This is a genomic window from Leifsonia sp. NPDC058194 (assembly GCF_042883605.1).
Lineage (GTDB): Bacteria > Actinomycetota > Actinomycetes > Actinomycetales > Microbacteriaceae > Leifsonia.
Genome location: NZ_JBHVVL010000001.1, coordinates 538,754 through 558,076 on the forward strand (window position 1 = coordinate 538,754; position 19,323 = coordinate 558,076).

Annotated in this window: 15 protein-coding genes; 8 read left to right on the forward strand and 7 right to left on the reverse strand. The window is 71.0% G+C overall.

The genetic code is table 11. The features are described from left to right. Positions 1–11: 11 nt before the first annotated feature. The gene (locus ACFVU2_RS02550) at positions 12–677 is read left to right on the forward strand and encodes a TetR/AcrR family transcriptional regulator (protein ID WP_387870561.1); all 666 of its coding nucleotides are present in this window, start codon (positions 12–14) and stop codon (positions 675–677) included. 42 nt (positions 678–719) lie between these two features. Here the strand turns inward: ACFVU2_RS02550 and ACFVU2_RS02555 are convergent, their stop codons facing one another. Both ACFVU2_RS02555 and ACFVU2_RS02560 read right to left on the reverse strand, forming a co-directional pair. Further along, positions 720–4,274: an SdrD B-like domain-containing protein gene (locus ACFVU2_RS02555; protein WP_387870564.1), complete on the reverse strand. Its 3,555-nt coding sequence runs from the start codon at positions 4,272–4,274 to the stop codon at positions 720–722. Between the two features lie 196 nt (positions 4,275–4,470). Further along, a complete protein-coding gene (locus tag ACFVU2_RS02560) occupies positions 4,471–5,052 on the reverse strand; it encodes a TetR/AcrR family transcriptional regulator (RefSeq protein WP_387870567.1) in 582 nt (193 codons plus the stop codon). Positions 5,053–5,137: 85 nt separating this feature from the next. Between ACFVU2_RS02560 and ACFVU2_RS02565 the strand changes: the two genes are divergently transcribed. Both ACFVU2_RS02565 and ACFVU2_RS02570 read left to right on the forward strand, forming a co-directional pair. Continuing rightward, a complete protein-coding gene (locus ACFVU2_RS02565) occupies positions 5,138–7,681 on the forward strand; it encodes an MMPL family transporter (RefSeq protein WP_387870570.1) in 2,544 nt (847 codons plus the stop codon). A gap of 95 nt (positions 7,682–7,776) precedes the next feature. Then, complete coding sequence (locus ACFVU2_RS02570; RefSeq protein WP_387870572.1) at positions 7,777–8,655, forward strand: hypothetical protein; 879 nt, start codon at positions 7,777–7,779, stop codon at positions 8,653–8,655. A 13-nt stretch (positions 8,656–8,668) separates the two neighbouring features. Here the strand turns inward: ACFVU2_RS02570 and ACFVU2_RS02575 are convergent, their stop codons facing one another. Beyond that, positions 8,669–9,307, reverse strand: a complete 639-nt coding sequence (locus tag ACFVU2_RS02575) for a helix-turn-helix domain-containing protein (RefSeq protein WP_387870575.1) — start codon at positions 9,305–9,307, stop codon at positions 8,669–8,671. Between the two features lie 138 nt (positions 9,308–9,445). On the opposite strand from ACFVU2_RS02575, the gene ctaD reads away from it, so the two are divergent. Genes ctaD through ACFVU2_RS02600 form a run of 5 tightly spaced genes read left to right on the forward strand, consistent with a single transcriptional unit; the run spans position 9,446 to position 13,668 of the window. Next, complete coding sequence (ctaD, locus tag ACFVU2_RS02580) at positions 9,446–11,158, forward strand: cytochrome c oxidase subunit I (RefSeq protein ID WP_387870578.1); 1,713 nt, start codon at positions 9,446–9,448, stop codon at positions 11,156–11,158. Next, positions 11,155–11,403: a hypothetical protein gene (locus tag ACFVU2_RS02585; RefSeq protein ID WP_387870581.1), complete on the forward strand. Its 249-nt coding sequence runs from the start codon at positions 11,155–11,157 to the stop codon at positions 11,401–11,403. The genes ctaD and ACFVU2_RS02585 overlap by 4 nt, the downstream gene beginning before the upstream one ends. A gap of 4 nt (positions 11,404–11,407) precedes the next feature. Further along, positions 11,408–12,019, forward strand: coding sequence for a vitamin K epoxide reductase family protein (locus tag ACFVU2_RS02590; protein WP_387870583.1), 612 nt, complete (start codon positions 11,408–11,410; stop codon positions 12,017–12,019). A 59-nt stretch (positions 12,020–12,078) separates the two neighbouring features. Further along, complete coding sequence (locus ACFVU2_RS02595) at positions 12,079–13,251, forward strand: thiolase family protein (protein ID WP_387870586.1); 1,173 nt, start codon at positions 12,079–12,081, stop codon at positions 13,249–13,251. A gap of 48 nt (positions 13,252–13,299) precedes the next feature. After that, entirely contained in the window at positions 13,300–13,668 is a 369-nt protein-coding gene (locus ACFVU2_RS02600) for an SIP domain-containing protein (RefSeq protein ID WP_387870588.1), read from the forward strand. Between the two features lie 96 nt (positions 13,669–13,764). On the opposite strand, the gene ACFVU2_RS02605 is transcribed toward ACFVU2_RS02600, so the two are convergent. The 4 genes from ACFVU2_RS02605 to ACFVU2_RS02620 form a co-directional block, all read right to left on the reverse strand. Beyond that, the gene (locus ACFVU2_RS02605) at positions 13,765–14,952 is read right to left on the reverse strand and encodes an MFS transporter (RefSeq protein ID WP_387870591.1); all 1,188 of its coding nucleotides are present in this window, start codon (positions 14,950–14,952) and stop codon (positions 13,765–13,767) included. A 105-nt stretch (positions 14,953–15,057) separates the two neighbouring features. Continuing rightward, positions 15,058–16,500, reverse strand: coding sequence for an APC family permease (locus tag ACFVU2_RS02610; protein WP_387870594.1), 1,443 nt, complete (start codon positions 16,498–16,500; stop codon positions 15,058–15,060). A gap of 118 nt (positions 16,501–16,618) precedes the next feature. Beyond that, a complete protein-coding gene (locus tag ACFVU2_RS02615; protein WP_387870597.1) occupies positions 16,619–18,007 on the reverse strand; it encodes an LLM class flavin-dependent oxidoreductase in 1,389 nt (462 codons plus the stop codon). 14 nt (positions 18,008–18,021) lie between these two features. Then, on the reverse strand, positions 18,022–19,236 hold the full coding sequence (locus ACFVU2_RS02620; protein ID WP_387870600.1) for an SfnB family sulfur acquisition oxidoreductase: 1,215 nt from the start codon (positions 19,234–19,236) through the stop codon (positions 18,022–18,024). Positions 19,237–19,323: the final 87 nt, after the last annotated feature.

Sequence of the window (19,323 nt, forward strand, 5' to 3'; positions counted from 1 at the left end):
AATTTCCATCTATGCATGATTTTCCTCACATCCCTCCGGCAGCGTCGCCGGCCCCCGGCCTCCGCGAACGCAAGAAGGCCCAGACGCGCTCCGACCTCGAGCGCGCCGCCGTCGAGCTCGCTCTCGACCGCGGCCCCGACGACGTCACCGTCGACGACATCTGCGCCCGCGTCCCCGTCTCGCATCGCACCTTCTTCAACTACTTCGACAGCAAGGAGGACGCCCTCTACGGCATCCGCCGGGCATGGGGGGACCGTGAGCTGGTCGCCGCCCAGCTCGACGAGGCGTACGAGGGCGACCTCATCGCCGCGGTCGTGCACACCCTCTTCCGCGGGCTGCCCGCCGAGACCAGCGATCCCTCGCTCCATGAGGCGCGCATGCTCCTCGCCTCCCGCGACCCCGGCGTCGTCCACCGTCGCCTGCGCCGCCTCGGCGACCTGCGCGACGGACTCGTGAGCGCCGTCGCCGAGCTGGTCGAGCGCGCGGAGGACGCGGGGGCGGCGATCGCCGATCCGGAGGTCGACCACGACGCGCGCGCCGAGATGGTGGTCGTCGCCTGCATCGGCGCGGTGCGTATCGCCGTCCGCGAGTGGGCGGAGGCCGGTGCGACCGGCACCCCCGGCGACGTGGCGTCGCGCACCGTCACGATCGCGCGGTCGCTCGGGACGGTGCTGTAGCTCAGCCCGGAGCTACCCAGCCCGCACGCGGACCGCCCTCCGTTACCGACGGGCCGCCGCACGTCGCCGTGCCGCCGCAGCCACGACCGCGATCGCTCCGACGAGCATCGCTCCGAGGGCGGCGAGCGCGAGCGTCCCGCCGGCATTCGGCCCCGCTCCCGTCACGGCCAGTCCGCCGGGAGTGGACGCGTGGCCGGGATGTGGGGCGGACCCGTCGCCGTCGTCCGGGGTCGCCACCGCGGCGTCGCCGGGCTCGGGATCGGGCACCGCCGGCGCCGCAGGCGTCCATTCCACGGTCGCCTCGGCGTCCGCCGAGGTCAGGATGCCGTCGGGCCCGACGCCGCCCACAGTGGCCGTGTTGGTCACCGTGGCGGCGGCGATGTCGGCTGCGGTGAGCGGCGATGTCGCCGTGCCGGTGACGCTCGCGCCCGCGGGCAACGCACCCGGAGCGTAGTCGCCCCAATCGATCGACAGATCCTGCACACCATCCAGATGGTCGGTGAGACTCACGTCGTCCAGGTCGGCGGCACCGGTGTTCGTGATCGTGAACGCCCAGTCCACGGAGTCTCCGACTCCGGCGCCGTCGTCGACTCGTCCCGTCTTGACGAGCCCGATCGCGACGGCGTCGAATCGGTAGCCGAAGTCGACGTCGTCGATCGTCTCCCCGACGCCGAGCACGATCGGCCCGGAATCGCTGTTCAGATCGCCGTCCCGGTCGAGCACGTTGACGATGTGCTCGGACGCCGCGGCATCGAGCGTGGTCGGATCCACGGCCGTCCGGTACTCGTCGCCCCGCAACCCGTCGAAGAGGTAGTGCCCGTCGGCATCGGTCTGCGTGGAGGCGATGGTCTCCCCCGTTCCGTCGAGAAGGTGCACCGTCGCGCCGGGCGCAGGCCGCTGCTCCGTGAGGAGACGGGGGTCGTCGGACTCGACCCAGACCGTACCGCCGATCGAGGCCGCGACGACCTCTACCGGCGCCCGGTTCGACTCGCCGAGGTGACCGCCGACGCCGAGCCATGTGTCCACCGTGTTCACGAACCGATCGCCGTCCTTGGCGCCGTCGATCCGGGCCGCGACCCGCAGGGCGAGATACCCGGCGTCGGTCGCAGCGAAGTCGTCGACGACGACGCGCAGCGCGGTCACTCCGGCGATCGCACCGAGGTCGGTGCCGTCCGTGTCCAACCAGTCGACGCCGTCCGCGGAGTCACCGGCCGCCGCGACTTCGGCGCCGGGCGCCGTCGTGTACTGCAACCGCATCCCGTCGGGCGTCCCGCCCACGATCTCGGCCGCCGTGACCACCAGGGAGCCGTTGAAGGAGCTCCCCCGCCGGTCGCCGTCGAACGGCAGCACGTCCACGAAGTGCGAGCGACCGACGCTCGAGCTCGTGGTGTTGTACCAGCGCGCCTCCCAGCTCGCGGTGTCACCGGGCTGAAGGGTGCTGTCGCCCACGACGAGCTTCTGCTCGCTCACGGCGGCGACCTGCTGGACCGACACCGTGTTGACGCCCGTGCGGCTGGCGTCGGTCTGCACATTTCCGGTCGCGTGGACGATCGCACTGGTGACGAAGGCCCGCGATGTGGGCGCCAGCACGTCGGTCCCGACGTGATAGGTGAACGTCGGCAGGGCGTGCGTCGTGTCCCACTCGCCGGTGTAGGTGTACCGGAGCGTCATCCCGGATGCCGCATCGCCCTCCGTGACGACGGTCCAGCCCGCGGGCACGTCGTCGACCTCCACGGAACGCAGACCCGGCGGCAGCGCGACGTCGACACCGAGGCCCTGCATTGTCGCCACATACTCCGCACCGGGCGGAGCCGTTGCGACCGGGGTGACGGCGTAGTCGATGGAACCGCCCGACATGATCGAGCTCGCCGACGACGTCACCGTGGTCGAGAGGCGGTAGCTGCCGACGACGATGTACGAGTCGGCCGAGAGCCCGGACGGCTTCTCGTCGTAGCGGTAGACGGCCGTGTCGGCCACCTGGGTCCCGACCGCGCCGACGAGCCGGAACGGCACGCCGACGACGAACCAGGCGTAGAGCGGGTCCGCGTCCTTCTTCCACACACCGCCCGTGTAGGCGACGCGGATGGCGGAGACGGCGGAGACTCCCCCTGCCGCTTCGATCGTGTCGAACCACGTGCTGGACTCGGGATCGGCCGCGTCTCCGCTCGCCGTGTACTGCACGCTGTAGCGGCTCGACGAGATCGGGACGGTGGCGAGGTTCTGGCCGACGAAGAGGGCCGCCCCGTCGACGATCTGCTGCTCGGCCGGGTCCCAGAAGTCGTACGCGACCAGGTTCGTCAGACCGGAGGAGAGGGAGCCGACCGTGCCGGCCTTCACCCCGAGCCGCGACACGACCAGCGAGCCGGGCGCGATCTCCCGATCGAGAGCACTGCCGGAGAGGGCGGAGGAGAACTGCGCCGACAGCTGGGCGGGATCCCCCGTGACGGAGCCCGTGGAGCCCTGGTCGGTGAAGAGATGGATCGCCTTGCTGGCGGCGCCCGCGGAGGTCTCCGCGGGGCGGGCGATGGTGCGGGCGACCGTGGTGTTGGTGGTGTCCAGGTTGATCGGGACCCCGTCAGCGGTGACCCATTCGGTCGCGGGCGCGACGGTGTTCGTGACGGTGACGGCACCGCCGGACGCGGGGAGGTCCGAGAAGCGCACCCACATGCGCACGTCGACCCACGCGGACGACACGGGGCCGAAGCCGTCGAGCGTGAAGGTGACCGCGCGTCCGGTCTGCGCGACTCCGGCGGTGGCTCCGGCGACCGATGTCGCGGTGACCTCCGCCTGGAACTCCGCGCCGGGGTTCGCCCCGGTGACGGCGAACGTGTCGCTCAGCACGGCGGGCTGCCGGAACGGGGCGACCGAGGATCCGATCGCGAACTGCCCTTCGGGGTCCTTGATACTCAACCGGTAGTCGATGTAGCGCGCGGGGACGGGGCCGGCGCCGTCCCCGAAGTCGTGGGAGGTGGAGGTCGCCCCCGTCGCGACGTACGACTTCCAGAGCTCGGAGCGCGGCTCGCTGACGACGGTGATCGCGGGCGCGGTCGCCGTGGTGGTGCCCGCTGCATCGTGCGCGACGAGCTCGGCGGTGTACACCGAGCCGTTCGGCACCTCGGAGGACGGGATCGCACGCAGCGCGCCGAGTTCGAACCGCGCGGGGTTGCCTTCGGCGAACGTCTCCACGAGGACGGTGAGGGTGCGGCCGTCGTCGCTGATAGTGCCGGTCACACGGAAGAGGTCGGTCGAGCTGTTCGCCGGGACCAGGCTCTGCGGATCCCACGTCCATCCCTCCGGGAGGGTCTGCTCGAGCACTCCTCCGCTGAGATCCGTCGCGGTCGCCTTCCAGGCGAATCCGACGACGTCGTTCGTCGCGACGACGCCGTTCGACGGGCCGTCGTCGAGCGGGCCGAACGTCTGGCCGTCGTAGAGCACCGCCACCTCGATGGACGAGAAGTCGCCGGCCGCCGCACGCGGCTCGCCCCCCGCGGCTGCTGGGGTCGCTGCGAGAGCGACCGATCCGACGAGGACGACCATCAGGAGGGCGAGTACCCGCCTCCATCCGGACCGGCCGACCAGCGGCGCCACTGCGCGCATACCGAAACTCCACTCACCGTGCTCGACGCATACCCATGGGACAGGGCCATCCGGAACATATCGGGCATAAATGCCTTAATCGTGAGGACCTGGTTGGATGTCAGTGATCGGAGTGGTTTCTTACGCGTCCACAGACCGTTCCTCCGTAGACTGCGGGTTCTAGTAGCGTGCCAGCGGTCGAAGATTCCGGGAGCTGCTAGCGGGCGAGAGCGGGCCCGTCGAGCACGACGGCGATCAGCCGCTCCACCGACGCATCGTCCGTGTCGGCCCGTGCGAGCGCGCGCAGGATGATCGCGCCGACCAGCACCTCGCCGAACTCCACCATCGGCACGGTGGGCGCCAGCTGGCCGGCTTCGATCGCCGACTCCAGGCGCGCCGAGAGCGCGGAACCGGCGCCGAGCTTGTCCCGGATCCTCCGGGTGACTTCGGCGTTCTCTGCGGCGGCGGCGGCGAACGAGCGGATCAGGTTCTCGCCCTCCGAGCGCTGCAGCACGCGGAACACGTCACGCAGCCAGAGGACGAGATCGGCACGCAGATCTCCGGTGTCCGGGGGGACGAGCGGCTCCGGGATGAGCACGCCCTCGACCAGGCAGTCGACGACGAGCTCGCTCTTGGAGCCCCACCACCGGTAGATCGTCTGCTTGCCGACGCCCGCCTCGGCGGCCACGCCCTCGATCGTGAGGTGGTCGTAGCCGCGGGTCGCGAACAACCGCGCCGTCGCCTCGAGGATGGCGACGCGCGCCTCTTCGCTTCGCGAGCGACCGCTGCGGCCCGTCATCCTCACATCCTATGTTCATCTTTCGATACGAGACGGTGCGTATCATCGACCGAGTCGGCGCGTTGACGCCACGGGAGAGGATGAGATGGCCGAGTTGCTGTACCGCCTGGGTAAGGGATCCGCCAAGCGGGCCTGGGTCGTCATCGGTGCGTGGATCGTGGTGCTCGCCATCGCGGGCGCCGGGTTCCTCATCGGCTACAAGGGGCTCAGCTCCAGCTTCGACATCCCGGGCACGGCCTCCGGCGCAGTGACCGACGACCTCGCCAAGAAGCTGCCCAAGTTCAGCGGCGCCTCCGGGACGGTCGTGCTGACCACGAAGGACGGCTCGGCGTTCACCGATGCCCAGAAGGTCGCCATCGCCGATCGCATCGAGAGTGCGAAGACGCTGCCCGACGTGTCCGGCGTCACCGACCCGTTCGCGACCGAGAAGCAGCGCGCCGATCAGGAGCAGCAGATCACCGACGGCCGCGCGAAGATCACGGCGGCGAGCGACCAGCTCGACGCCGGCCAGGCCCAGCTCGACGCCGGAAAGGCGCAGCTCGACGCCGCCCAGCAGCAGCTCGACGCCGGGAAGGCGCAGCTCGTCGCCGCCGGGCAGCCCACGACCGCGCTCGACGCCCAGCAGGCGCAGCTCGACGCCGGCCGGGCACAGCTCGCCGAGCAGCAGCAGAAGCTCACCGACGGCCGCACCGAGCTGACGGCCCAGACCGCGAAGCTCGACCAGGGCGCCGAGCTCCTCGGTCTCGCGAAGGACATCCGCCTCGTGTCCTCCGACGGTTCCGCGGCCCTCGTGAGCGTCGCCTTCGACAAGCCGCGCCTCGAGCTCTCCGAGGAGTCGAAGACGGCCGTCATCGATCACTTCGAGAACGACCCCGTCGACGGCGTCACGGCCGACTTCTCGACCGAGCTCGCCCAGGGCGTTCCCGAGGTGCTCGGCGTCGGTGAGCTGATCGGCGTGATCATCGCCGCGATCGTGCTCCTCGTCATGCTCGGCTCGGTCATCGCAGCCGCCCTCCCCCTGGTCACGGCCATCCTCGGCGTCGGCATCGCCTCCGTCGGCACCCTCGCCTTCTCGGGCGTCGTGCAGATGGCGTCCGTCACTCCGGTGCTCGGCGTGATGCTCGGCCTCGCAGTGGGCATCGACTACGCCCTCTTCATCATCAACCGGCACCGCAAGCAGCTGCTCCAGGGTGCCGAGGTGCGGGAGTCGATCGGCCTGGCCACGGGCACGGCCGGCAACGCGGTCGTGTTCGCCGGCGCGACCGTCGTCATCGCCCTTCTTGCGCTCAACGTCACCGGCATCCCCTTCCTCGGCCTGATGGGCACCGCGGGCGCGATCGCGGTCGCCGTCTCCGTGCTCATCGCCATCACCCTGACGCCGGCGCTCCTCGGTCTCGTCGGGATGCGCGTCCTCACCAAGCGCGCCCGCGCGCGTGCCGAGGCCCGCGAGCACAAGGCGCAGAAGCCCGTGCGGCCGATGAAGACCTGGCGTGCGATCGTCACGGTCGTCGGGGCCGTCGCCGCGCTCCTCGTGATCGCCGCCCCCGTCCTCACGATGCGCGTCGGCCTCCCCGACGGCGCCCAGGAGCCCGCCGGGTCGACCACGGCCCGTGCCTACCAGGTGATCGAGAACTCCTTCGGCGCCGGTGCCAACGGCACCCTGCTCGTCTCGGCCACGCTGCCCGCCGGCCTCGACGACGACGAGGTCACGGCGACCCAGCTGACGATCGCGAAGAAGCTCGCCGACCAGTCCGACGTCGCCGCCGTCGCCCCGATCGCCGTCTCGGACGACCACCGCCTCACCGCCTTCCAGGTGGTGCCGAAGGAGGGGCCGAGCAGCGCCTCCACCGAGCAGCTGGTGCGCGACCTGCGCGACCTACCGGCCGTCGGCGAGGGCATCACGCTCGGCGTCGCCGGTCAGGCGGCCAGCAACATCGACATCTCCGAGAAGATCGTCGGCATCCTGCCGCTCTACCTCGCGGTCGTCGTCGGCCTGTCGCTGATCATCATGATCGTCGTGTTCCGCTCGTTCGTGGTGCCGCTGATCGCGACGGGAGGCTTCGTGCTCTCGCTCTTCGCGACCTACGGGGCGATCGTCGCCGTCTTCCAGTGGGGCTGGTTCGGTGCGCTCTTCGGCATCCACACGACCGGGCCCATCCTGAGCTTCCTGCCGGTCATCCTGGTCGGGATCCTGTTCGGGCTGGCGATGGACTACCAGCTCTTCCTCTCGACCGGGATGCGGGAGGCGTACGTGCACGGTTCCTCCGCCCGGTTGGCCGTGGCGCAGGGCTTCCGCGCCGGCCGCTCGGTCGTGATCGCCGCGGGCATCATCATGGTGTCTGTGTTCGGCGGATTCATCTTCTCGGACTCCACCATCATCCGCTCGCTCGGATTCGGTCTCGCGTTCGGTGTGCTGCTCGACGCGTTCGTGGTGCGCATGCTCCTGATGCCCGCCCTGATGCACCTCGTGGGGCGCGGCGCCTGGTGGCTGCCCCGCTGGCTGGACCGGATCCTCCCGAACGTGGACGTCGAGGGCGCGAACCTCGAGCGCCGGCACCACCTCGACGGCACCCCGATCGACGGCGCTCCGACGCCCGACCCCGAGCCTGCCCCCCTCCCCACGCGCTAGTCGCCACCGCATTCGTCACGGATGTCGCCTTTCGACCCCGCATTCGCGGCATTCGTGACGAATGTGACGCCGCGCACCATCGGCGACAATGGGGTGTGCACAATCTTGGACTCCTCTTCGACGTCGACGGGCCGCTCGCGAGCCCGGTGACCCGCACCATCAACGTGCGGAGCATCGTCACCGACCTCGTCGCGATCGCGGCGGCGGGGGTGCCGATCGCCTTCATCACCGGGCGCTCCGGCGACTTCATCCGCAACCAGGTCGTCGCGCCGCTGCTCGACGCCGGCCTCGGCGAGGCGCTCGATCAGCAGGGCGCGCGGATGTTCGGCGTCTTCGAGAAGGGCGGCGCGTGGGCCCCGATCACCGGCACGGGGATGGGCGCCGTGACGGTCGACGAATCCGTCGCCTTCACGCCCGATGCCGTCGACGCGGTGCGGTCGCTCGTGCGCGACCGGTTCGCCGACACCATGTTCTTCGACGAGACGAAGCGCGCGATGATCTCGGTCGAGCAGCGCACCGACGTGGACTCCGAGACCTACAAGGACGCCCAACCGCGGTTCCAGGATGCGGCGTTCGACCTCCTGACCGGGCTCGGCCTCGGGCTGCGCTACGGCGAGCGCTCCACACCCGATGCGGCCGGTGACGTGCCGTTCCGCATCGACCCGACGATCATCTCGACCGACATCGAGTCGGTGCTGCTCGACAAGGACCGCGGTGCGCAGCGCGCTTTCGAGTACTTCGCCGAGCGCGGGCCGCTCCCCCGCCGGTGGCGGTCGGTGGGCGACTCCCGCAGCGACTACAAGATGGCCGACTACGTGCACGATGCCGGCTTCGAGGTGGCGCACGTGGATGTGCGTCCCGCCGACGGCATCCTGGACCGGCCCTACGAGGTGATCACGATCGGCGACGCGATCCACGACGACGCCGGTGCCGAGTTCCTCGCGCACTGGCGTCGCGAGCTCGCACTGGAGTAGTCAGTAGCTCGGCCTACGCCCGCCGCTCCATCGTCAGAACGCAGGTGCCGGCCGCCTCGGTCGGCGTGATGCCCGTCACGTCGAGCGGCCCGTCGACGCGGGCGAGCACGCTGCAGACCACACGGCGGTCGACCGAGCACAGGGACTCGGCGAGCTCGGAGCGCAGGTCGCCGAAGGGGCAGCAGAGCCGGATCTCGAGGGCCGCGCGGTCGACGCGCGGTTCGAAGCCGCAGCGGTCGAGGTAGTCCTCGAGCACGTCGAGCTGCGCGTCCGCCGCCTCGCGTGCGCGATCGTCACCGCCGCCTGCGGCGTCGGGGAGTGTGTCGGGGAACGCGCGCCGGTACGCGCGGCCCAGCGCGATCGCGTCGCCCGTCTGCGTCCGCGCCCTCTCGCTCGCGCCGTCGAGGCCCGTCGCTGCCGAGTAGAAGATCTGCGGACGCCCACGCACCGTGCGGTGCTCGGACGCTCGCACGACGAGCCCGTCGTCGATGAGCCTCTCCAAGTGCTCGCGCACGGTGTTGTGGTGGAGGTCGACGGCAGCGGCCAGGCGCGTCGCGGTCTGGGGGCTCTCCTGCTGGAGCAGGTCGAGGAGCCGCAGGCGCGGAGACGACACCAGTGTGCGCCGGATACCGGTCGTCTCCCGCTGTGCCACGCGCGCTCCTCACCCTCGTGCGCCCGGACGGGCGTCTTTTCTACGCATTGTAGAAGAGCGCCGGAGGCCTCCACAACAGTGCGGTTATTTCCGGCATTCCCGCCCGCACGCCTCGCGAGCGACCGCGAGGATCGAGCGATGACCACGACCACCGTCGACCCTCCGCAGCAGCGAGCGCTCCCCCGCCCGACCCGCAAGGGCAACATCGTCGTGAGCTGGATCACCTCCACCGACCACAAGACCATCGGCTACATGTACATGGTCGCGTCCGGTGTCTTCTTCGCCATCGGCGGCATCATGGCCCTGCTCATCCGGGCGCAGCTGTTCGAGCCCGGGCTGCACATCCTGACCGGCGAGCAGTACAACCAGATGTTCACGATGCACGGCACGATCATGCTGCTGCTCTACGCGATGCCGTTCTTCACGGGCGCGGCCAACGTGATCATCCCCCTCCAGCTCGGCGCTCCGGATGTGGCGTTCCCGCGGCTGAACGCGTTCTCGTTCTGGTGCTTCCTGTTCGGCGGCCTGATCGCCGCGGGCGGCCTGCTCACGCCGCAGGGCGCCGCCGACTTCGGCTGGTTCGCGTATCAGCCGCTCGCCTCGCAGACCTTCTCCCCGGGGCTGGGCAACACGCTCTGGTTCGCCGGGGCGATCCTGCTCGGCTTCGCGACGATCTTCTCGTCGGTCAACTTCGTCACCACGATCATGACCATGCGGGCACCGGGCATGACCATGTTCCGGATGTCGATCTTCACCTGGAACACGCTGATCACGTCGATCCTGGCGCTCATGGCGTTCCCGGTCCTCGCCGCCGCTCTCGTCGCCGCGATGGCGGATCGCGTGTTCGGGGCGCACATCTTCGACGCGGCCAATGGAGGCGCACTGCTCTGGCAGCACCTGTTCTGGTTCTGGGGCCACCCCGAGGTCTACGTGATCGTGCTGCCGTTCTTCGGGATCGTGTCCGAGGTGTTCCCGGTCTTCAGCCGCAAGCCGATCTTCGGCTACAAGACCCTCGTGTACGCGACCGTCGCGATCGCCGCCCTGTCGATCACCGTCTGGGCGCACCACATGTACGTCACGGGCAGCGTCCTGCTGCCGTGGTTCTCGCTGATGACGATGCTCATCGCCGTGCCGACGGGCGTGAAGTTCTTCAACTGGGTCGGCACCATGTGGCGCGGCTCACTGACCTTCGAATCCCCGATGCTGTTCGCGATCGGGTTCCTGATCAACTTCACGTTCGGCGGTCTGACCGGCGTCATCCTCGCCTCCCCGCCGCTGGACTTCCACGTCTCGGACACGTACTTCGTCGTGGCGCACTTCCACTACGTACTGATCGGCGCCGTGATCTTCGCGACCTTCTCGGGTCTCTACTACTGGTGGCCCAAGTGGACCGGCCGGATGCTCAACGAGACGCTGGCGAAATGGAACTTCTGGCTGCTGTTCGTCGGGTTCCACCTGACGTTCCTCATCCAGCACTGGCTCGGCGTCATCGGCATGCCGCGCCGGTACGCGACGTACCTGCCCGAGGACGGCTTCACCTGGATGAACCAGCTCTCGACGGTCGGCTCCGCGGTGATGGCGGCCTCGATGATCCCGCTCCTGATCAACATCTACCTGACCTGGCGCCGCGCTCCCAAGGTGACCGTGGACGACCCGTGGGGCACCGGACGGTCGCTCGAGTGGGCGACGAGCTGCCCACCTCCGCGGCACAACTTCACCTCGATCCCGCGCATCCGGTCGGAGTCGCCGGCGTTCGACCTGCACCACGGCATGGTGAACGAGCCGGCTCCGCTGACCAGGGGACTCGAAGAGCCGGCCGATGGACGCGAAGAGCCGGAGGTCGTGCGATGAGCGGCGCGACGTCGATGACGGTCGAGGAGGCCGCCCTCATCCGGCAGCAGGTCCGCCGTGGCCTGCTCGACCTCGGCCTCCCGGGAACGGGCGAGATCGTGCGCGACGCCGAGCGCACCTGCGCGCGGGCCGAGCTCTGGGGATCCACGCCGAGGGCACGGCGGCACTCCGCCGCCGCCTCGCTGGCGATCACGGCGACCACCGCGCTCATCGTGGGCGTCTGCATGCTCCCCTGGCCGGTGTGAGCCGATGACCACCGCACCTCGACTCGACCCCCGTCCGCGCCTGCTCGCCGCCTGGTTCATCGTGGCGGGCGCGATCGGGCTCGCCGCCGCCTTCCTGCTGACGATCGACAAGCTCGACATGCTGCGCGACCCGAACGCGCAGCTGACCTGCAGCTTCAACGTGCTCATCGGCTGCGCGACGAACCTCGCCTCGTGGCAGGGCTCCCTGCTCGGATTCCCGAACCCGTTGCTCGGGCTGATCGGCTGGACGGCGACGATCGCGGCGGGGGTGGCCATCCTGGCGAGCCGCGGCCGCCTCGCCCGCTGGTTCTGGCTGGCCTTCAACGCCGGCGTGGTGCTCGCGATGGCGCTCGTGGTGTTCCTCATCACCGCCTCGCTGACCGTCCTGAACGTGCTGTGCCCGTGGTGCATGGTCACGTGGGCGGTCACCATCCCGACCTTCTGGGGAGCGACCCTCTACAACCTGAAGACCGGCACCATCCCGCTTCCCGAACGGACGCGGCGGGTCTGCGGGATCCTGTACGGCTGGGTGCCGGTGATCACGGTCGCGAGCTACGCGATCGTCGCCGTGCTGGCGCAGGTGCAACTCGACTGGATCCACCGGGCGTTCGTCTGACGACTTAGGCTGGCGGAGGGCCGTGTCGCGACGAGGCGCGCGGTCCGTGAGGAGCCACGATGACCGCCGCGTTCGTCTACGACGCCGTCCGCACGCCGTTCGGCCGCTACGGCAAGGCGCTGGCAGGAGTGCGACCGGACGACCTGGCCGCCGCCACGCTGCGCGCGCTGCTCGACCGGCATCCCGGGCTCGACCCGGCGCGCATCGACGACGTGCTGCTCGGCGACGCGAACCAGGCGGGCGAGGACAACCGGAACCTGGCGCGGATGGCGGTGCTCCTCGCGGGCCTGCCGGTCACGGTGCCCGGAGCGACGGTGAACCGATTATGCGGGTCGGGGGTCGAGGCCGTCGTCCAGGCGAGCCGGGCCGTCGAGACGGGGGACGCCTCCCTCGTGGTGGCAGGCGGAGTGGAGTCGATGACGCGGGCGCCCTGGGTGCTCCCGAAGACCGACCGGGCGTTCCCGGCGGCCGACCAGTCCTTGGTCTCGACGACGCTCGGCTGGCGACTCGTGAATCCGGCGATGCCCGCCGAATGGACGATCCCGCTCGGCGAGACGGCGGAGCTGCTCGCCGACCGGTTCGGCATCCCGCGTGAGGAGCAGGACGCGTTCGCGCTGGCTTCGCATCGCACGGCGGCCGCGGGCTGGGACGATGGCGCGTACGCCGCCGAGATCGTGCCGGTACCGGGGGTGGCGCTCGACCGCGACGAGGGCATCCGGTCCGACTCGACGCCGGAGGCTCTGGCGGCTCTCGCGCCGGCGTTCCGCCAGGAGGGCGGCACGGTGACGGCCGGCAACTCGTCCCCGCTCAACGACGGCGCGGGGATGCTGCTGCTCGGCGCCGAAGGCGCGCTCGACACCCCGCCGCTGGCGCGCATCGTGGCCCGGACCGTCGTGGGCAACGAACCGGACGCCTTCGGGATCGCCCCGGTCGCGGCGGCGGAGCGCGCACTCGCCCGCACAGGGCTCACCTGGGACGATGTCGACCTGGTGGAGCTCAACGAGGCCTTCGCCGCACAGTCGCTCGCCTGCCTGCGGCTCTGGCCGGGACTCGACCCGGCGAAGGTCAACGTGCACGGGGGCGCCATCGCGATCGGGCATCCCCTCGGCGCCTCCGGCGCGCGCATCGTCGGTCATCTCGCGCACGCCCTCGCCGCTCACGGCGGCGGCATCGGGGTCGCGGCGATCTGCATCGGCGTCGGCCAGGGCATGGCGGTCGTCCTGCAAGCCTGACTTAGGTAAGCCTTGCCTAACTACGCAGGCTCGGCTAGCGTCGGAAGCGTGCCCGCCCACTTCCTCCTCGTCGGCGACGAGACCGACCTCCCCGTGCTCCAGCCGCTCGTCACCCGCCTGCCGGTCGACGCCTACGGCCAGATCTTCCTCGAGGTCGGCGACGGGATGGACGCGATGATCTGGCCGGTCCCGCCCGGCATCCAGCTCACCTGGCTGCCGCGCGGAGACGGCCTCGCGGTGCGGGGCGACCTCGCGATGCGCGCGGTGTCCGCGTGGATCGACGAGTGGATGCCCGAGTCGATGGGCGAGGAGCAGGCGCCGTTCGTCATGTGGCTCGGCTGCCGCGGCAACGCGGGCGCAGACCGCGTGTTCAGCGACCTCGGCGCGCGCATCGAGGCGCGCCGCGCCCGCGGCTGACGGCGCGCCCACACGGCGAACTGTCCGCCTTCTCGCCGCGAAAGCGTGCAGAAATCGCCGCGTCGCCGGGCGCCGAGCGGGCCGCGCGGTGCGGGTCTACGGTCGCGAAGCGACGGCCGCGTGGCGGCGCGCGGTCGCCGGGGCCGCGAACGCGGCGAGGGCGACGAGGGCGAGCACCACGATGAGCGCGTGGCGCAGGCCGAAGTGGTCGCCGAGGAAGCCGAGGAGGGGAGGCCCGACGAGGAACGCCACGTAGCCGATCGTGGCGGCGAGGGCGACCCGCGCCTCCGGATGCTCGCCCGATTCGCCCGCTGCGGACAACGCGACGGGGAAGCCGAGGGAGGCTCCCAGGCCCCACAGGACGGCCGCGACGGCCGCGACGATCTGATCGTCGACGAAGATGACGAGCGCGAGCCCGATCGCGCCGACGATCGCGCTGGCGCACAGCACCGCCGCGCTGCCGAAGCGGTCGACGAAGCGGCCTCCGACGAACCGGCCCGCGGTCATCGCGGCGGCGAAGGCGGCGAAGACCGCCGAGCCGAGCGCCGCGTCGAAGCCGTGGCCGTCGACCATGACCAGCGGCAGCCAGTCGTTCGCCGACCCCTCCGCCATCGCGAGCGCCAGGATGAGGAAGCCGATGAGCAGGAGGCGCGGGTCCTTCCACACCTGCGGCCGGCGACGCGGGCCGTCGGCGGCGGAGGCCGCGACCCGCACGGCCCTCGGCAGCGGCGCGGGGATGAACCGGATCGCCACCACCAGCCCGGCGACGACGATCACGGCGACGACGACCAGGTGCACCACGACCGGGAACGCGATCGCGGTCAGCAGCATCCCGATCACGGCGCCGACCACCGTCCCGAGGCTGAAGCAGCCGTGCAGCGCCGGGAGGGTCGAGCGGCCGAGAGCGCGCTCGACCTCCGCACCCTCGATGTTCATCGCGATCTCGCCGCCGCCCATCCCGAGACCGAAGAGCCCCAGGCCGAGCGCGACCAGCGGCGCCGAGCCGAGCGCCGCCCCGATGCCGATGGTCGCCGATCCTGCGGCGATCAGGGACGTGCCGACCGCGATGACCGGCCGCGACCCGAAGCGCGACACGAGCGCACCGGAGCACAGGATGCCGATCATCGATCCGGCGGAGAGCCCGAACAGCACAAGCCCCATCTCGGCGGTGGAGGCGCCGAGCAGATCGCGCACGTCCGGCGTGCGCGTCACCCAGGAGGCGATGGTGATGCCGGGCAGGAAGAACAGCGCGAAGAGGGCGTTGCGGCGGGCGACGGAACTCATTGTACAAGCGTACACATCAGCTGGCCCTCTGGCCCACGCGTCGAGGCGGCTCGAAATCGCACGAATGGTGCCGAGGCGGCGCAACATGCGCCGCCTCGGCGAGCGTCAGTCGTCCTCGCGCACGCCCGCGGTCGCGCGCAGGCGCGCCACGATCGGGCCGAGGGCGAAGGCGACGAGCAGCAGCGCCACGATCCCGACGGCCAGCGGCACGCTGCCGCCGACCAGGGTCGGCAGGTTCTGCAGGATCAGCACGAGGAAGACCAGGAGCCCGAGCAGGCCGAGACCCGGCGCGATCGCCCGCCGCCACAGCGACGCGGCGGTCCGGTTCCGGGCGAAGAACACGAGCACGGCCACGCTGGTGATGCCCAGCAGCAGCACGATGCCGACGGACGAGAAGCCCGCGAGCCAGGTGTAGTACTGGTTGATCGGGTCGAGACCGGTGGCCGCCCCGACGACCAGCAGCACGCCGACCACGACGCCGGCGGCGATGGAGGCGCGGTGCGGCGACCCGAAGCGCGGGTGCGCGTGCCCCAGACGCTGCGGCAGGGCGGCACGGCCCGAGAGGGTGAACACGTAACGCGACACGATGTTGTGGAACGACAGGATGCACGCGAACAGGCTGGTGACGAACAGCACCTGGATGATGTGCTCGCCGACCGTCCCGAGGTACGTCTGCGTCACGTCGGAGAGCAGGGTGCCGCCGTGGTCCGTGGCCGTCTTCACGATCTTCGAGTCGCCGACGGCGCTGATCAGCGCCCAGCTGGAGAGCGCGTAGAACACGCCGATCAGCACGAGCGAGAGGTAGGTGGCGCGCGGGATGGTGCGGTCGGGGTCGCGCGCCTCGTCGCGGAAGACGGCGGTCGCCTCGAAGCCGATGAAGCTGAGGATGGCGAAGAGGATGCCGATGCCCGGGGCGCCCGAGAGGATCGCCGAGGGCGTCACGATGCCGGTGGAAAGCCCCTCCGGGCCGCCGCCGCTGAACACGATGACCGCATCCAGCACCAGCACGATCGCCACCTCGGCGATCAGCAGGACGGCGAGCACCCGGCCCGAGAGCTCGATGTTGCGGTAGCCGAGGAAGGCGACGACGGCGAACGCGACGAAGGCGTAGATCCACCAGGGGATGCTCGGCACCCCGTACGACCCGAGCAGGGAGTCGACGCCCGGCCCGATCAGGCCGAACACCGCGGCCTCCAGCGTCAGGTAGGACAGCAGGGCGGCGAAGCCGGTGCCGAGCCCGGCGCTGCGGCCGAGGCTCCGGTCGACGTACGAGTAGAACGCTCCGGCGGACTTCACGTGCGGGGTCATCGTCGTGAAGCCGACGGCGAACAGCAGGAGCACCACGGTCGCGATGATGAACGTCGCGGGGAAGCCGGCGCCGTTGCCGACGGCGATGCCGAGCGGCACCGGGCCGCCGATCACGCCGAGCGGCGACGCGGCCGCGACCACCATGAAGACGATGGAGGCGACGCCGAGGTTGCCTCGGAGCCGGGTGCGGGCGGGGGCTGCCGCCGGGGCGGATGTCGCGGTCTGGTCGTCGATGGCCATGGGGTCCTCGCGGTTCGGGTGGACGCTGTCGCGGCCGGGGGTTCGGGATGGGGGCTCGGGCTGGTGGTGCCGGGCTGGAGGGAATGTAGCGGCGCGAGGTGCCCGCTGTCTCGCTCGATTACCGAATGTTGCCTGCGGCGACCGCGCCCAGCGTCACCGCGGCCGCCGGATGCGTCGCGTCGACGCGTGGGCCGGCGCCCGAGAGCTTCTCGCGGAGCGTCCCCGGCCGGTAGGCCGTCTGGTAGCGACCACGGCGCTGCAGCTCGGGCACGAGGAGGTCGACCACGCCTTCGAAGGTCTCCGGCACCGCCGCCGCAGCGAGGTTGAACCCGTCGACGCCGGTCTCGTCCACCCACTCCTCGAGCGCGTCGGCGACGGTCTCCGCCGACCCGGCGATGACCGGCCCGTCGCCGCCGATGCGCGCGTACTCGGCGATCTCGCGCACGGTCCACTCGCGGTCGGGGTCGGCAGCGCTGAACGCACGCACGACCGACTGGATGGCGTTCGAGTCCTGGTCGCGCAGCACGGCGTCCGGATCGAGGCGTGAGAAGTCGATCCCCGTCCATCCCGACATCAGCGTCAGCGCGCCCTCGGCGGACGCGACCGACAGGTACTCCTCCAGCCGCCGCTGCGCCTCGGCATCCGTCTCGGCGACGATGACGGTCTGCTGGTTGACCACCGCGACGGCGCCCGGGTCGCGCCCGGCCTCGCCGACGGCCTCCCGGAGCGCCGCGACCTGCGCGCTCAGCACCTTCTTCGAGGGCGCGGCCACGAACACGTTCTCGGCGTGACGGGCCGCGAACGCGACTCCTCGCGGCGACGCGCCCGCCTGGAACAGGAACGGCGTGCGCTGCGGGCTCGGCTCGCTGAGGTGGATGCCGGGGACGCGGAAGAACTCGCCCTCGTGCTCGATGGGATGCACCCGGTCGGGATGCGCGTAGACGCCGGTCTCGGCGTCCGCGACCACCGCGTCGTCGTCCCAGCTGCGCTCCCACAGCTTGTAGGCGACCTCCAGGTACTCCTCCGCGATCTCGTAGCGGCGGTCGTGGGCCTCCTGCCCGCTCACGCCCAGGTTGAGGGCGCCGCTGTTCAAGTAGCTCGTCACGACGTTCCAGCCGATGCGGCCACGGGTCAGGTGGTCGAGTGTCGACATGCGCCGGGCGAACGGATACGGGTGCTCGAACGAGACGCTCGCCGTCACTCCGAAGCCCAGGTGCTCGGTCGCGGCCGCCATCGCCGGGATGAGCTGGAGGGGGTCGTTCACCGGCACCTGCACGCCGCCGCGGAGGGCCGCATCCCGGCTGCCGCCGTAGACGTCGTAGACGCCGAGCACATCGGCGAGGAAGACCGCGTCGATCAGGCCGCGCTCGAGGGTCTGGGCCAGATCGGTCCAGTAGTCCAGGTCGAGGTAGCGCCGCGATTCGTCGCGCGGGTGACGCCACAGGCCGGGCGAGAGGTGCCCGACGCTGTTCATGGTGAAGGCGTTGAGGCGGATCTGCTGCGCCATCCCGTCGCCGCCGCTCAGATCCAGGAGTGGCGGGCGGGCAGCGTGCCGTTGAGCACGTAGTCGCCGACGATGACCGACTTCCAGCGCACGGGGTCGTGCAGCGTGTGCACGCGTGCGTTGCGCCAGTACCGGTCGAGCGCCTTGGCGCCGAGGGTCGAGCGGGTGCCGCCGAGTTCGAGCAGACGTGTGGAGGCTTCGAGGGCGAGCTCGGTCGTCAGCACCTTGGCGCGGGCGACGGCGATGGAGGCCGCGGCCACGTTCTGCGCGTCGGCGGCGGGCTTCGCCGCATCCACGGCCTCCCCCGCCTTCTCGGTCAGGGCCTCCGCCGCGGCGAGGTCGATGTCGAGGCGCCCGACGCGCTCGAGGGTGAGCGGGTCCTTGCTGGCCGAGTCCACGCCACTGTCGATCCACGGGCGGGCGGAGCGCACGGCGTCGTGGGTCTCGCGGATGGCGCCGCGGGCGATGCCGAGGTCGATCGCCAGCGTCGTCAGCTGGGCGAACGGCCCGGCGATCGTCGGGTTCTCGTACTCAGTGTGCATCGGGAACACCCGGTCGGCCGGCACGCGCAGCCCCTCGAGCAGCACCGTGCCGCTGGAGGTCGCGCGCTGGCCGAACGCGGACCAGTCGTCGACGACGGTGAGCCCGTCGGCGTCGCGCTCGGCGAAGACGAGCTTCTCGAGGCCGCTCTCATCGACCGCGAGCACCGGGATCCAGTGCGCATAGGCGGAGCCGGTGGAGTAGAACTTGCGACCGGTGACCACGACCTCGTCGCCGTCGGTCACGAGGCGCGTCTGGATCTCGGCGACGTTCTTCCCGCCGGCCTCCGAGAACGCGTTGGCGAAGCGGGCGCCGGCCAGCACCAGGCCGAAGAAGAAGGACTTCTGCTCCGCGGTGCCCGAGAGACGGATGTCCTCGACCAGGCAGAAGTGGTTCTGCGGGATCTGCCCGAGCGACGGCTCCACCGCGGAGACCGTCGCGATCACGTCGGCGAGGGTCGCCTGCGAGACGTCGGCGCCGCCGTGGTCGCGCGGGATCGTGATGGCCCAGAGCCCGGTGGCGCTGAACGCGTCGACGACCTCGGCCGGGATGCGGCGCTCGGCGTCGATCTGTGCCGCGTACTCCCGGACGGACTCGGCGAAGTCGCGGGCGACGGCGCGGGCCTCCTCGTCGGAGGCGATCACGCGGGCGCGGGGAGGGGCGGTGGTCGTGACGACGGTGTCGGCGGTCATGGCTGACACGGTAGTGCGGCGACGGGCGGCGTCGCTCGGGTGCCGCAATGTGCGGTAACAACCGTTTGGGCGCTGCCTGTTGACAGT